The 13,630-nt window shown below is 58.2% G+C and carries 16 protein-coding genes and 4 tRNA genes; 10 read left to right on the forward strand and 10 right to left on the reverse strand.

Annotation, left to right across the window (positions count from 1 at the left end; translation table 11 throughout):
* Positions 1-226 precede the first annotated feature (226 nt).
* Together PMI23_RS08800 and PMI23_RS08805 are read right to left on the reverse strand one after the other, a co-directional pair.
* Positions 227-589 (reverse strand): BON domain-containing protein, encoded by a 363-nt coding sequence (locus PMI23_RS08800; RefSeq protein WP_007909908.1) that lies wholly within the window; start codon positions 587-589, stop codon positions 227-229.
* A 297-nt stretch (positions 590-886) separates the two neighbouring features.
* Positions 887-1,318 (reverse strand): pilin, encoded by a 432-nt coding sequence (locus PMI23_RS08805; RefSeq protein ID WP_007909907.1) that lies wholly within the window; start codon positions 1,316-1,318, stop codon positions 887-889.
* A gap of 226 nt (positions 1,319-1,544) precedes the next feature.
* Between PMI23_RS08805 and pilB the strand changes: the two genes are divergently transcribed.
* The 5 genes from pilB to yacG are packed head-to-tail and all read left to right on the forward strand — an operon-like array spanning position 1,545 to position 6,156.
* Positions 1,545-3,245, forward strand: a complete 1,701-nt coding sequence (gene pilB, locus PMI23_RS08810; RefSeq protein WP_007909906.1) for a type IV-A pilus assembly ATPase PilB — start codon at positions 1,545-1,547, stop codon at positions 3,243-3,245.
* 2 nt (positions 3,246-3,247) lie between these two features.
* The gene (locus PMI23_RS08815) at positions 3,248-4,465 is read left to right on the forward strand and encodes a type II secretion system F family protein (RefSeq protein WP_007909905.1); all 1,218 of its coding nucleotides are present in this window, start codon (positions 3,248-3,250) and stop codon (positions 4,463-4,465) included.
* Between the two features lies 1 nt (position 4,466).
* The gene (locus PMI23_RS08820; RefSeq protein ID WP_007909904.1) at positions 4,467-5,339 is read left to right on the forward strand and encodes a prepilin peptidase; all 873 of its coding nucleotides are present in this window, start codon (positions 4,467-4,469) and stop codon (positions 5,337-5,339) included.
* Positions 5,336-5,959: a dephospho-CoA kinase gene (gene coaE / locus PMI23_RS08825; RefSeq protein ID WP_007909903.1), complete on the forward strand. Its 624-nt coding sequence runs from the start codon at positions 5,336-5,338 to the stop codon at positions 5,957-5,959. The genes PMI23_RS08820 and coaE overlap by 4 nt, the downstream gene beginning before the upstream one ends.
* Positions 5,956-6,156: a DNA gyrase inhibitor YacG gene (gene yacG, locus PMI23_RS08830; protein ID WP_007909902.1), complete on the forward strand. Its 201-nt coding sequence runs from the start codon at positions 5,956-5,958 to the stop codon at positions 6,154-6,156. The genes coaE and yacG overlap by 4 nt, the downstream gene beginning before the upstream one ends.
* Before the next feature lie 5 nt (positions 6,157-6,161).
* Here the strand turns inward: yacG and PMI23_RS08835 are convergent, their stop codons facing one another.
* From PMI23_RS08835 to PMI23_RS08845, 3 genes are all read right to left on the reverse strand, one after another.
* On the reverse strand, positions 6,162-6,377 hold the full coding sequence (locus tag PMI23_RS08835; protein WP_007909901.1) for a hypothetical protein: 216 nt from the start codon (positions 6,375-6,377) through the stop codon (positions 6,162-6,164).
* A 65-nt stretch (positions 6,378-6,442) separates the two neighbouring features.
* The gene (locus tag PMI23_RS08840; RefSeq protein WP_007909891.1) at positions 6,443-7,132 is read right to left on the reverse strand and encodes an energy-coupling factor ABC transporter permease; all 690 of its coding nucleotides are present in this window, start codon (positions 7,130-7,132) and stop codon (positions 6,443-6,445) included.
* Positions 7,129-7,596 carry a hypothetical protein gene (locus PMI23_RS08845; protein WP_007909889.1) on the reverse strand — a complete coding sequence of 156 codons (468 nt, stop codon included), beginning with the start codon at positions 7,594-7,596 and terminating at the stop codon, positions 7,129-7,131. The genes PMI23_RS08840 and PMI23_RS08845 overlap by 4 nt, the downstream gene beginning before the upstream one ends.
* Before the next feature lie 130 nt (positions 7,597-7,726).
* Here PMI23_RS08845 and PMI23_RS08850 point away from each other — a divergent pair, with 130 nt between their 5' ends.
* The 5 genes from PMI23_RS08850 (at position 7,727) to PMI23_RS08870 (ending at position 11,174) form a co-directional block, all read left to right on the forward strand.
* Positions 7,727-8,353: a DUF1780 domain-containing protein gene (locus PMI23_RS08850; RefSeq protein ID WP_007909887.1), complete on the forward strand. Its 627-nt coding sequence runs from the start codon at positions 7,727-7,729 to the stop codon at positions 8,351-8,353.
* Entirely contained in the window at positions 8,350-8,877 is a 528-nt protein-coding gene (locus tag PMI23_RS08855; RefSeq protein ID WP_007909885.1) for an MOSC domain-containing protein, read from the forward strand. Before PMI23_RS08850 ends, PMI23_RS08855 begins: the two co-directional genes overlap by 4 nt.
* Before the next feature lie 51 nt (positions 8,878-8,928).
* Positions 8,929-9,102, forward strand: a complete 174-nt coding sequence (locus PMI23_RS08860) for a DUF3094 domain-containing protein (RefSeq protein ID WP_007909875.1) — start codon at positions 8,929-8,931, stop codon at positions 9,100-9,102.
* 63 nt (positions 9,103-9,165) lie between these two features.
* The gene (locus PMI23_RS08865; RefSeq protein WP_007909874.1) at positions 9,166-10,464 is read left to right on the forward strand and encodes an NAD(P)/FAD-dependent oxidoreductase; all 1,299 of its coding nucleotides are present in this window, start codon (positions 9,166-9,168) and stop codon (positions 10,462-10,464) included.
* A 302-nt stretch (positions 10,465-10,766) separates the two neighbouring features.
* Positions 10,767-11,174 (forward strand): HvfA family oxazolone/thioamide-modified RiPP metallophore, encoded by a 408-nt coding sequence (locus PMI23_RS08870; RefSeq protein WP_007909873.1) that lies wholly within the window; start codon positions 10,767-10,769, stop codon positions 11,172-11,174.
* A gap of 59 nt (positions 11,175-11,233) precedes the next feature.
* On the opposite strand, the gene PMI23_RS08875 is transcribed toward PMI23_RS08870, so the two are convergent.
* From PMI23_RS08875 to PMI23_RS08895, 5 genes are all read right to left on the reverse strand, one after another.
* A complete protein-coding gene (locus tag PMI23_RS08875) occupies positions 11,234-12,859 on the reverse strand; it encodes a methyl-accepting chemotaxis protein (protein ID WP_007909872.1) in 1,626 nt (541 codons plus the stop codon).
* 163 nt (positions 12,860-13,022) lie between these two features.
* Positions 13,023-13,099 (reverse strand) — tRNA-Pro (locus PMI23_RS08880).
* Between the two features lie 97 nt (positions 13,100-13,196).
* Positions 13,197-13,272: transfer RNA gene (locus tag PMI23_RS08885), tRNA-Lys, on the reverse strand.
* 5 nt (positions 13,273-13,277) lie between these two features.
* A tRNA-Pro gene (locus PMI23_RS08890) sits at positions 13,278-13,354 on the reverse strand.
* A 9-nt stretch (positions 13,355-13,363) separates the two neighbouring features.
* Positions 13,364-13,439, reverse strand: a tRNA-Asn gene (locus tag PMI23_RS08895).
* Between the last annotated feature and the right edge of the window lie 191 nt (positions 13,440-13,630).

The following is a 13,630-nucleotide window of genomic DNA, read 5'->3' on the forward strand; positions in this document are numbered from 1 at the left end:
AGATCGCAGCCTTCGGCAGCTCCTACAATCTGGAATGCATTTCCCTGTAGGAGCTGCCGAAGGCTGCGATCTTTTGCTTCTAAAAATAGAACAGGCCCCGACACAAGTGCCGGGGCCCGTAATGGTCACCTCCGTGTGACCGTTCGCATGAACTCTAAAGTTGCGGCAGACGTATTGCTCGGCCCGTCTGTCGCGCCTTCTCCCGGTCCAGGCGAGAAGTCATGCCTTACTCGGCTTTCAGGCCGTCAGCGGAGACCGCTTGAACGCCTTTGATTTTCTTGGTGATGTTCACAGCAGTGGTCTTCTGCGCTTCAGTAATAGCTACATCAGACGACAGCGACACAACACCTTTGTTGGTTTCTACTTTGATGTCGGTACCTGGAATGCCTTTTTCGGTGACCAGATCACTTTTGACTTTGGTGGTGATCCAGGTGTCGGAAGTAGCTTCTTTCGCCTTGGTGACTTCACCGGCAGCCAGAGTCATTGGAGCCTGGGTAGCCTGAGTGGATTGTGCGAATGCACCGGAAGCCATGGTCAGGGTCAGCGCGGTAGCAGCAGCGGCAGCGGCAGTGATAGCGAACTTCTTCATACGAGTAACTCCTGTTTTTCTGGAAAGTCTGCTGGTTGTCTTGTCAGCAGGGTTACCAAGGTAGTTGCGAACGCTGTGCCAACTTTTCCATCAACACAAAATCCTTATAAATCAATATCTTATGTTTAAAGCAGATTTTCGAAATCATGCAATTTGCATGACATGCGCAATATTCACATGCAAGTTGCGGTTTTTTGGAAAGTTCCTAAGACGCTGAAATTATTGAAGCTTTTGTGAAGTGTCGCGCAATGAAAAATGCCCCGCAAAGCGGGGCATCCTGTTCAGCACACATTCAACTTATGTACCACTGGCGGTGCAGCCTTTTGGCGAATAGTCCGGCGCCACAGTGGTGCCGCAAGTCCAGACGCCAGCACCGGTGCCCGATGAACGGGTCAAGGTAATGGTTTTGTCCAGAACAGGGCCAGGAGCGTTCTTGATTGTGCAGACAATGGTGCCGGCCCCGGTCGAAGCGGTGCCCGATGCGGTCACGGCGCAATTTGACGTTGTGACCGTGGCACTACCGGCCACCAGCGTCAGCGTCGGATCGGTACCTTGGTTGATGGTGTCTTCGAACGGCACTTTCATCGCACTGATCTCCGCCAGCCCCGCCGTCACCTTCGACCGCGCCTGATACTTGGAGTACTGCGGCAGGGCGATGGTCGCCAGAATCCCGATGATCGCCACCACGATCAACAGCTCGATCAGCGTAAAACCTTGTTGTTTTTTCATAGACACGCTCCATGCATGAGTCGAAATCTCATGATCTGAAAGGGACGCAGCATAGGCCATGCCAATGCCTTCGAGGCCCTGCCCCTTGGGCGCGAACCACCTACAACGCCATTTCCTACAACCCGCAACCGCACTATCTGACACTTTTTGTCACCTGCCCCCGCCGTGTTTGGCGCTGTCACTTGACTAGGCTATAAGTCATGAACTGCAAGTGTGCGGAATTCCCATGAATGACATCGCTCTGAGCGGTCTGGCCAAGCAATTGGTCCAGGCCGAACTGCTCACGGAAAAAAGCGCCCAGCAAGCCTGGCAACAGGCCCAGCGCAATCGCCTGTCGCTGGTCAGCTATCTGGTGCAGAACAAACTGGTCAAGAGCTGGCAAGTGGCCGAGATTGCCAGCGAGCATTTCGGCATGGCGTTCCTTGATCTCAATTGCCTCGACAAGGAAACCCAACCCAAAGGCCTGGTCAGCGAAAAACTTGTGCGTCAGCACCATGCCCTGCCCTTGTGGCGACGTGGCAACAAGCTGTTCGTCGGCATCTCCGACCCGAGCAATCATCAAGCGATCAACGACATTCAGTTCAGCACAGGGCTGAGCACCGAAGCCATTCTGGTCGAGGACGACAAGCTCACCGATGCCATCGAGAAGTTCTTCGACACCCACAGCAGTGGCCTGGAAGACATGGCCGATGTCGATCTTGACGGCCTCGATGTCGAATCCGTCGACGACAGCAAGCAGGACGCCATCGGTGGCCTCGATGCCGACGATGCGCCGGTGGTGCGTTTCGTGCACAAGATGCTGCTCGACGCGATCAAGAGTGGCTCTTCCGACCTGCACTTCGAGCCTTACGAGAAAAACTACCGGGTGCGGGTGCGCACCGACGGCATCCTGCGTGAGGTGGCCAAACCACCGATTCAACTGGCCGGGCGCATCGCCGCACGCCTGAAAGTCATGGCCAGCCTCGATATCTCGGAACGGCGCAAACCGCAGGACGGGCGGATCAAGATGCGCCTGTCGAAAAGCAAGTCGATCGATTTCCGGGTCAACACGCTGCCCACGTTGTGGGGCGAAAAAGTGGTGATCCGGATTCTCGACCCGTCCAGCGCGCAGATCGGTATCGACGCCCTCGGCTATGAGCCCGAGCAAAAGGATCTGTACATGGCCGCACTCAAGCAGCCACAGGGCATGATTCTGGTCACCGGCCCCACCGGGTCGGGTAAAACCGTGTCGCTCTACACCGGCCTGAATATCCTCAATACCGTCGACATCAACATCTCCACCGCCGAAGACCCGGTGGAGATAAACATGGAAGGCATCAACCAGGTCAACGTCAATCCTAAACAAGGACTCGACTTTGCTCAGGCTTTGCGCTCGTTTCTGCGCCAGGACCCGGACGTGATCATGGTCGGTGAGATCCGCGACCTGGAAACCGCCGAGATCGCGATCAAAGCTGCGCAGACCGGTCACCTGGTGCTCTCGACCCTGCACACCAACAGCGCCGCGGAAACCCTGACGCGCCTGCACAACATGGGCATTCCCGGCTTCAACATTGCCACCTCGGTCAGCCTGATCATTGCCCAGCGCCTGGCGCGCAAACTGTGCAGTCACTGCAAGAAAGCCATCGAGATCCCGCGCGAAACCTTGATCAAGGAAGGTTTCCCCGAGGAACGCATCGGCCATTTCACGATCTACGAGCCGGTCGGTTGCGATCACTGCAACGGCGGCTACAAAGGACGCGTGGGGATATATGAAGTGGTGAAGAACACACCAGCACTGCAACACTTGATCATGGCCGAAGGCAACTCGCTGGAAATCGACCTGCAGATGCGCCGCGACGGCTTCGACGACCTGCGCACCTCCGGGCTGCACAAGGCCATGCAAGGCATCACCAGCCTTGAAGAAATCAACCGGGTCACCAAGGACTGAACATGGCGGTCAAGGCAGCGAAAATCAGTATCTATGCCTGGGAAGGTACGGACAGGAAAGGCAGCAAAGTCACCGGTGAACTCAGTGGACAGAATCCGGCACTGATCAAGGCACAACTGCGTAAACAGGGGATCAGTCCCGGCAAGGTACGCAAAAAATCCGCATCGTTGTTGAGTTTTGGCAAACGCATCAAGGCCCAGGACATCGCTCTGTTCACCCGGCAGATGGCGACCATGATGAAGGCCGGTGTGCCGCTGCTGCAGTCGTTCGACATCATTGGCGAAGGCTTTGAAAACCCGGCCATGCGCAAGCTGGTGGACGAGATAAAACAGGAGGTCGCGGCCGGTAACAGCTTCGCCACAGCCCTGCGCAAGAAGCCGCAGTATTTCGACGAGTTGTATTGCAACCTGGTCGATGCGGGCGAGCAGTCCGGCGCCCTCGACACGTTGCTGGAACGCGTCGCGACCTATAAGGAAAAAAGCGAACGGCTCAAGGCCAAAATCAAAAAAGCCATGACCTACCCCACCGCCGTGGTGCTGGTGGCGGCAGTCGTGACCGGGATCCTGCTGGTCAAAGTGGTGCCGCAATTCCAGTCGGTGTTCTCGGGGTTCGGCGCCGAACTGCCGGCCTTCACCCTGATGGTGATCAGCCTGTCGGAATTCATGCAGCAATGGTGGTGGGCGATGCTCGGCGCGCTGGTCGCGGCGATCTTTGGTACCCGCCATGCACTGAAAACATCTCAGGCATTACGCGACCGCAAAGACACCTGGCTGTTGAAACTGCCCTTGGTGGGCACGCTGATGTACAAGTCCGCGGTGGCGCGATTCGCTCGAACCCTGTCGACCACATTCGCTGCCGGTGTGCCGCTGGTGGAAGCGCTCGACTCAGTGGCCGGCGCCACCGGCAATGTGGTGTTCAAGCGTGCCGTGTTGCGCATTCGCCAGGACGTCTCCACCGGCATGCAGTTGAATTTTTCGATGCGCAGCACCGGGGTATTTCCGAACATGGCCGTGCAGATGACCGCAATTGGCGAAGAGTCGGGGGCGCTAGATGAAATGCTCGACAAGGTTGCAGGCTTTTACGAAGAGGAAGTGGATAACATGGTCGACAACCTCACCAGCCTGATGGAGCCGTTCATCATGGTGGTGCTAGGCGTTATCGTCGGCGGGCTGGTGGTGGCCATGTACCTGCCGATCTTTCAACTCGGCTCAGCGATCTGACATGCCTATCGACGAACTGTTTGCCCTGTATCCGCTGGCCTTTGTTTTCACTGCCCTGCTGCTGGGTCTGGTGGTTGGCAGCTTCCTCAACGTGCTGATCTGGCGCCTGCCGAAAATGCTCGAACGCGATTGGCGCCAGCAGGCCCACGACGTGCTCGGTTTGCCCGGCGAAACGCCGCTGCCCACCTACAACCTGATGCTGCCGCACTCCGAGTGCCCACATTGCGCCCACCGGATCCGTCCGTGGGAAAACATTCCCCTGCTCAGTTATCTATGGCTGCGCGGGCGTTGTTCAGCGTGCGCGGCGCCCATCAGCAAACGCTATCCTTTGACCGAACTGACTTGCGGGTTGCTCTCGGCCTTCATCGCCTGGCACTTCGGTTTCGGTTGGCCGGCGTGCTTGTTGATCTTGCTCTCCTGGGGGTTGCTGGCGATGAGCCTGATCGACACCGAACATCAACTGCTGCCCGATGTGCTGGTGCTGCCGTTGCTGTGGCTGGGGTTGATCGTCAACAGCTTCGGCGTGTTCGTGCCGTTGCACGATGCACTGTGGGGCGCGGTGGCCGGTTACATGGCGCTGTGGTCAGTGTTCTGGCTGTTCAAACTGCTGACCGGCAAGGACGGCATCGGCCATGGTGATTTCAAGCTGTTGGCGCTGCTTGGCGCCTGGGGCGGCTGGCAGATTCTACCGCTGACCATCCTCCTCTCATCGCTGGTGGGCGCCATTATCGGGGTGGTTTTACTGCGCTTGCGCAATGAGAAAACCTCCACGCCGATACCCTTTGGCCCCTATCTGGCAATTGCCGGCTGGATTGCCTTGCTCTGGGGTGGTCAAATAACCGGCTTCTATTGGCAGTTTGTCGGTTTGAAATGAATACCCCTGTGGAAAAACCCTGGATTCTCGGCCTCACCGGCGGCATCGGCAGCGGCAAAAGCGCGGCGGCCCAGCACTTCATTGATCTGGGTATCCACGTGGTGGATGCCGATCACGCGGCGCGTTGGGTGGTTGAACCCGGGCGTCCGGCGCTGACAAAGATTGCCGAACACTTCGGCCCCGGCGTGCTGCAGGCCGATGGCACGCTGGACCGCGCCGCCCTGCGCAAACTGATCTTCGAATTGCCGGAGCAACGTCGCTGGCTCGAAGCGCTGCTGCATCCGTTGATCGCCGAAGAAATCGCCCATCACCTGGCGCTGGCAAAATCGCCTTACGCGATTCTGGTTTCGCCACTGCTGATCGAATCCGGGCAATACGCGATGACCCAGCGCATCCTGGTGATCGACGCCCCGCAACAATTGCAGATCGAACGCACCTTGCAGCGTGACCAGACCAGCGAGCAGCAGGTTCAGGCGATCCTCAAGGCTCAGTCGAGCCGCGAAGACCGTGTAAGCCGCGCCGACGACGTGGTGGTCAACGACCGCGATCTCGCTTGGCTGCACAGCGAAGTCGAGCGTCTGCATCACTTTTACCTGACTTTATCCGGAGGCCAAGCATGAGCCAGATCCCCACCGTTGAATGCCCGACCTGTGGCGCCCCCGTAGAATTCACCGCCGAAAACAAGTTTCGGCCGTTCTGCTCCGATCGCTGCAAACTGATCGACCTCGGCGCCTGGGCGTCGGAAGAACACAAAATTCCGGTCGCACCGGATGCCGAGGACGAACTGTTTTCCGGTGACTTCGATCCGCGCCACTGATCCTCTCAGGGCCGCATAAAGCCGTAGTCCTGATCGTCGTCGAGGTTTTCCGCCAGAAAGCGCAACTCGTCGGCCAGGTCTTCGGCGTTGCGCACGGCCTTGCTCTGCTGCACCACCGCACTGAGCAAGGCGCGCAAACTCAACCCCGGGTCAAAGCCCACCTCCTGCGCCATGTCCAGACTCTGCCGGGTTTCCTGCCTTGCCCACTCGTAAACGCTCATGCCGCTGCTCCTGAAGAGATTTGCGCGAGCATGAAATTTCCCGCGCGTGGCGGGTTTGATGTGGATCAAGACTTGGGGTCGTCGTCCTTCCACGGCGCCGAAAGGTAGCGCGTGCGGTTGAAGGTCTCCAGCCATTCCGGGCTGAATACCACCAGCGCACTGACGATCATGCCGTTGATGAACGCCTCGGGGAAAATGATCAGCCACACGTAACCGATGAAGTCTTCCAGCCACTCCGGCATGGCGAAGAGGCCGTCGTACCACAGCAGCGTCAGGCTGAGGATCAGGCACAACAGGGCCGACAACGCGGCGGCAAAAAATCCGGAACAGAAGATGTACACGAACGGGTTGCGCGGCTGCGCCCGCTCGACGAGGATCGCCACACACTCGGTGACCAGCACCGGCAGCAAAATGAACAAGGCACCATTGACCCCCATCGCCGCGAGATCCTGACGCCCGAGCAGCACCAGGCCGATTTGCGCCACCAGACCGCCGACGATCGCCAGCGGCCAGTCCAGCAACAGCGTTACCGCCGTCATGCCGAGGAAGTGATACGACACGCCCGTGTCGAAATCCCTGCGCATCAACCACAACAGAAACAACGCAAACACGGTGCCGAACAGCAGATGCTGACGACGGCTGTCGCTGAATAACTCGACCCACGGCGCCCGCACGATCGCCCAAAGCAGCACCGGCAGATAAATCAGCCAGCCCAGCAGCAGACTTTCAGTCGCCAGCACCTCGACGCCGATCATGGGCGCGCCTTCTCCAGAGCCTCGCGCAGTTCGCTCGCGTTGGCGTACTCACGTTGCGAGAGCAATCGACCGTCCTTCAATTGCAACCACAACACCTGGCCTTCCGCGCCGGGATAGCGCGATGCAACCCGGCCTTCTCGATCGAGCATGACTCGATAGCGGTAGTCGCGCATGGCCGGTACGGCAAACATTTTGGCAATCAGCGCCGGCATGCGCTGGATATCGGCAACGAATACCGCGTGGCGCGCCTCCAGATAGCCCTTGGGCCGATCCTTCAACGCTTCTTTGATCAGTTTGGCGCCGTCCATATCGCGCGCCACCAGCAGCGTGGTGGTGCTGTTGTCGAGGGTGAAGGGTTGCTCGTGCTGATCGAGTAACGTCCAGGGAGCCAGACGCTCGCCGGTTTCGAGTGCATGGGCACACAGCGGAAAAACAGCAAACAGCAGCAGCCAGCGAAATTTCACGATGAGTCCTCACGGTTTGGCGCAAATAATCGATTGCCATGAGTCTACACCGCCCTTCTCGACTGCCCACTGATGCACTTTGCCGCGTAACGCTTTCAGCTTGTCGCATTTGAACGCTAAGCTTGGGCTTATGGATGACTCAGATTATTTACGCCTGCTGACCATCGCGGCCGAGCAGGCCAACGCCTTTCTGTCCAATGCCCGCAAATGGGAGCGTGAGCGTTGGGTCTGCCAACGCCTGCTGCAAGGCCTCAACATTCCCTACCGCGCCGACGAATTCGCGCCGGCCGGCGAACCGCCGGATGTGCTGTTTCGCGATGCCAATTTCGAGGTGTTCTTCGTGCTCGACGAGGGGCGCCGACTCAACGACGAATGGCGCGATGAACTGCAGCGCCGCCGCAGCGCCTTTTCCCTCAGCCAACTGGTGCGCCGCGAAGCCAAACCGAAACGGATCCCGGCCAATGAATTCTTGCTGCGACTGGCGCCGACCCTGCGCAAAAAAGCCCACAACTACAAGGAACGCGGTATGGATCTGGGCGAACTGGATATCATCGCCTTCGCCAGTCTTAAACGTGAGGTGCTGGATCTGAACAGCCATTTCCCCCCGCCTACCGAATATTTGCGCCAAGGCTGGCGCTCGCTGTCGCTGGTCGGCCCGACTTTCGCCCGCGTGCTGTTCGCCCATCCGGACGCGCCAGATTTTCTGCGCAGCAACCTCGGTCGCAGCATTGTTTTCGATGTCGGGATCAGCCTGTGACGCCGCTGCAGCAATTGATCGCCGATGTGCCGCAAACCGGCCGCGTGCGCTGGATCGGCGTGCGTCCGGAATCCCGTGGGCCGATGATCGAACTTGATGCGGTGGAAGCGCGGCTGGAAGCAGGGCTGACCGGCGATCACGCCCGTCCCGGTGTGCGTAACGCGCGGCAGGTGACGCTGATCCAGTGGGAACATCTGGCAGTGATCAGCGCATTGATGGGCCGCCCCGACGATCAACCCGTCAGGCCTGAAGACCTGCGGCGCAACCTTGTTATCAGCGGTATCAATTTGTTTAGCCTGAAAGGTCGGCGCTTTCGCATCGGTCAGGCAATATTCGAAACCACGGGCTGGTGTCAGCCCTGCGCACGCCTGCAGAACAACCTTGGCCCGGGCACCTTTCAAGCGGTGCGCGGACATGGCGGAATTACCGCGCGGGTGTTACAAAGCGGGATCATTCGCCTCGAAGACCGGGTCAGCGTCGAACCGGTTCCGGACAGCGGCTATGCTGCGTTCAACCCCGGATAAAAACCGCTGTAGCTTCTGCCCATTCAGCAACGTCTACCTGACGAGGCAAATATGACCAGCCGCCTGAACCCCGAAGACCAGAAACATGTCGAAGAGTACCTGCAACTGTCCCAACACCGAGTCGAGCGCCGGCCTTTTCGGCCGTGGATGCTCCTCGTGCTGGTGCTGGCAGTGACCATTGGTCTGGGCCTGTTGAGCCGATTTATCAGTTACCTGACGCTATGAGCTGCTTCGCGCTCGCTTGGGTAACGACACCGATTTCCTTTAAAAACCTTGCGAGTTATCCCTATGTCCCATCGTATTGTTATTGTCGGCGGCGGCGCCGGCGGTCTGGAGTTGGCTACCCGTCTGGGTAAGACTCTGGGCAAACGCGGCACGGCCAGTGTGATGCTGGTCGACGCCAACCTGACGCACATCTGGAAACCGCTGCTGCACGAAGTGGCCGCCGGATCGCTGAACTCTTCCGAAGACGAACTCAACTATGTTGCCCAGGCAAAATGGAACCACTTCGAGTTCCAGCTGGGGCGCATGAGCGGGCTTGATCGCGCACAGAAGAAAATCCAGCTGGCAGCAACCTACGACGAAAACGGCGTAGAACTGGTGCCGGCGCGGGAAGTGCAGTACGACTCGCTGGTGATCAGTGTCGGCAGCACCACCAACGATTTCGGCACTCAGGGCGCGGCGCAACACTGCCTGTTCCTCGACACGCGCAAACAGGCCGAGCGCTTTCACCAGCAACTGTTGAATCACTACCTGCGTGCACACGCCGGGCAAACCGATGTGGTCGAGCAGATCAGCGTGGCGATCGTCGGTGCTGGTGCGACCGGTGTCGAGCTTGCGGCAGAGCTGCATAACGCTGCGCATGAGTTGGCCGCTTATGGTCTGGACCGGATCAAACCGGAAAACATGCACATCACCCTGATCGAAGCCGGGCCACGGGTGTTGCCTGCCCTGCCCGAGCGTATCAGCGGGCCGGTGCACAAAACCCTGGAAAAGCTCGGGGTCAAGGTCATGACCAACGCGTCGGTCAGCGAAGTGACCGCCGACAGTCTGATCACGGCCGATGGCAATGAGATCAAGGCCAGCCTGAAAGTCTGGGCTGCCGGTATTCGCGCACCAGGTTTCCTCAAGGACATCGACGGTCTGGAAACCAATCGCATTAATCAGCTGCAAGTGCTGCCGACGCTGCAAACCACTCGCGACGAGAACATCTTTGCCTTCGGCGATTGCGCTGCGTGCCCGCAACCAGGCACTGACCGTAACGTGCCGCCACGTGCGCAAGCCGCGCACCAACAGGCGTCGTTGCTGGCCAAGTCGCTGAAGCTGCGCATCGAAGGCAAGACCCTGCCGGAGTACAAGTACACCGACTACGGCTCGCTGATCTCGCTGTCGCGTTTTTCGGCGGTGGGTAACTTGATGGGCAACCTGACCGGCAGCGTGATGCTTGAAGGCTGGCTGGCGCGAATGTTTTACGTGTCGCTGTACCGCATGCACCAGATGGCGCTGTACGGGCCGTTCCGCACGGCGATGCTGATGCTGGGCAGCAAGATTGGCCGTGGCACTGAACCGCGTCTGAAATTGCATTGATGTAAACCTGTGGGAGCGAGCCTGCTCCGGGCGGCGATCCGACGAAAGCGTTCTGTCAGTCGTTATTGATGCGACTGATCTGACGCATTCGCGAGCAGGCTCGCTCCCACATTGTTTTGTGTTGATCGAAAGATCTGTTTCGTACTGTATCCCCCCTCGTTTTCCCCACCTTCGCTTACAAACTCCCCCGCCTGGCGACACAGTCGCGATACACCGCCACCGCCTAATGGCCACACCCGAGCACACCTGCTCAGGCTTTCGTCCTTAACGTGTGGTTGCGTTGTGCAGCCAGGAGAATGTAAATGTCCCGTACTTCGACCCTCGGTAAAAAATCCATTGGCCTGATCGGCGCAGCCTTGGCTGGCGGGCTGATGTTGTCCGGATCGGTGTTTGCCGCCCAGCCACTGGCGCAGGGCTATATAGTCGCTTCGGCCGATACCTCGGTGAAAGCGCCGGAAGGCAAATGCGGTGAAGGCAAATGCGGCGATGCTTCGATGGCCAAGACTGACAGCGATGGTGACGGCAAGGTTTCCCGCGCCGAATTCCTCAAAGTCGCGCCGAAGTCCGACTTCGACAAGATCGACACCAACCATGACGGTTTCATCGACGAGCAAGAGGCCTACAACAACGTAAAGGCCAATTTTGAAGCCAACGGCAAGAAGATGCCAAAAGGTCTGTTCGAGCACCTGAAAGATCAAGACGGCGCCTGATCGGCAGAAAAAAGCCGCGCTTCTCCTGTGAGAAGCGCGGCTTTTTTATGCGTGGTTATTTACAGTTGGAAACGCCGCACCATGCCTTGCAAAGCATTGGCCAGTTGCGACAACTCATGGCTGGAGGCGCTGGTCTGGTCGGCACCGGCGGCAGAACGTACCGACAAATCCCGAATATTCACCAGATTGCGGTCCACTTCCCGCGCGACTTGCGCTTGTTCTTCCGCAGCGCTGGCAATCACCAGATTGCGCTCATGGATCTCATGCACCGACGCGGTAATGGTTTGCAGCGCCTCACCGGCGCGCTCAGCCAAGGCCAGCGTGGTCGTCGCCCGCGCGGTACTGGCCTGCATCGAATCCAGCGCCAGGCTCGAACCGCTGCGCATGCCCTGGACCATCTGCTCGATCTCCTGAGTCGATTGCTGCGTGCGATAAGCCAGCGCGCGTACTTCATCGGCCACTACGGCGAAACCTCGCCCGCTCTCACCGGCCCGCGCCGCTTCAATAGCCGCGTTGAGCGCCAACAGATTGGTCTGCTCGGCGATCGCCCGAATCACGTCGAGTACTTTGCCGATGTCCTGCGATTGGTTGGCCAGTGATTGCACCAACTCACCGGTCTGTTGCACATCGCTGGCCAGTGCGTTGATGGCCGTGGCGGTCTCACTGACACGCACCTGGCCCAGATGCGCCGACTCGCTGGACTGGCGGGTCGCGTCAGAGGTCGACACCGCATTGCGTGCGACCTCTTCCACCGCAGCCGTCATCTGATTGACCGCTGTCGCGGCTTGTTCGATTTCGTGGTTCTGCTGTTGCAGCCCTTGCGTACTGTCGAGTGTTACCGCATTGAGTTCATCGGCAGCGGTCGCCAGTTGCGTGGCTGAACCGCTGATGCCTTGCAGCGTCTCGCGCAGGTTTTGCTGCATGGTCGCCAAGGCTTTGAGCAAACGGCTGACTTCGTCGTTGCCATGAGTTTCGATCGGCCGGGTCAGATCACCCTGCGCGACACTTTCTGCGGCGCTCACGGCACTGCTCAGCGGTCGAACGATGCTGCGCGTGAGCATCATCGCCAGTGCTACCGTGGCCAGCGCGGCCAACGCAATGAACAAACTGACGATCGTGCGCGAGTTTTCGTAGTGCGCAGCGGACTTCTGGCTTTCAGCCGCGACCTGTTTGGCAAACAGGTCTGCCAGGTCGTTGAGTTGTTTGCCGGAGCCATCGACGACAGTTTTCATGTCGACCAACAGCAACTTGGTCAGCTCATCACGCTTGCCTTGCTCGGCAAGGGCGAAGGATTGAGCGATACCGCTGCGATACGCGGCGAAGGTTTTTTTGAACTGGTCGTATAACTGTTGGCCTTCCGGGGTGTTGACCAGTTTGTCGTAGGCGGCGATTTTCTCGCTCAGCTCCTTGTCGCGGGTGTCCATCTGGCTGCGGTAGGTGGCGATATTGTTCGCATCCTGGTCCAGCGCCATGCGCAACGAGATGGTGCGAATGCGCAGCATGATCTCGCGAATCTCGTCGCCGCCACGAATGCTTGGCAGCCACTGATTTTCTACCGCAACTTCACTGTCGCGAATACTCGACATCTGCCCCAGCGCAAACACGCCGAGCAAGGCCACCAACACCGCAATCAGGGCAAATCCCAAGGCAGCCCGGGGAGCAATATTCAACTGACGAAGCAACATGACGCACGCCCTTATTCTTGTATTGGCCAGATTCAAGGGGCGAAAGCCATGGCAGTCCCCTCGTGTTAGCGGGCTATCGGCAGGTTGTATGATGACTTGAAGGGAAATGAGTTTTTGTCGGACAAAAAAATCCCCGTATCTTTCGATACGAGGATTTTTAATATGGTCGGGGTAAGGGGATTCGAACTCCTGACATCCTGCTCCCAAAGCAGGCGCGCTACCGGACTGCGCTATACCCCGGTAAAAAAAAGGCGACCTTTCAAAGATCGCCTTCTTCGATCAGCGCTTTTGGCCTCTGATCTTAAGATTCGATCCCAGCGCTAACTGGTTTCAAAAATGGTGGGTCGTGTGGGATTCGAACCTACGACCAATTGGTTAAAAGCCAACTGCTCTACCAACTGAGCTAACGACCCAAAAATGGTCGGGGTAAGGGGATTCGAACTCCTGACATCCTGCTCCCAAAGCAGGCGCGCTACCGGACTGCGCTATACCCCGGTTTGAAATTGGCTCCGTGACCAGGACTCGAACCTGGGACCCAATGATTAACAGTCATTTGCTCTACCGACTGAGCTATCACGGAACTACATATTTCAATTTACAACGGTGAAACTTGTTGCTTCCAGTCACTCGTTCGCATCGCTGCGTTCGTGTGTCTGAGGCGCGCTATTCTACAACTTAGAACACCTCTGTCAACCCCCTAAATTGCTTTCAAGTTAATGATTTGCAACTTATTTCAGATTTCAACTCAGTGAGCTGAGACCGTCTTGGCGA

Origin of the sequence: Pseudomonas sp. GM24 (assembly GCF_000282235.1) — a bacterium.
Classification (GTDB): Bacteria; Pseudomonadota; Gammaproteobacteria; order Pseudomonadales; family Pseudomonadaceae; genus Aquipseudomonas.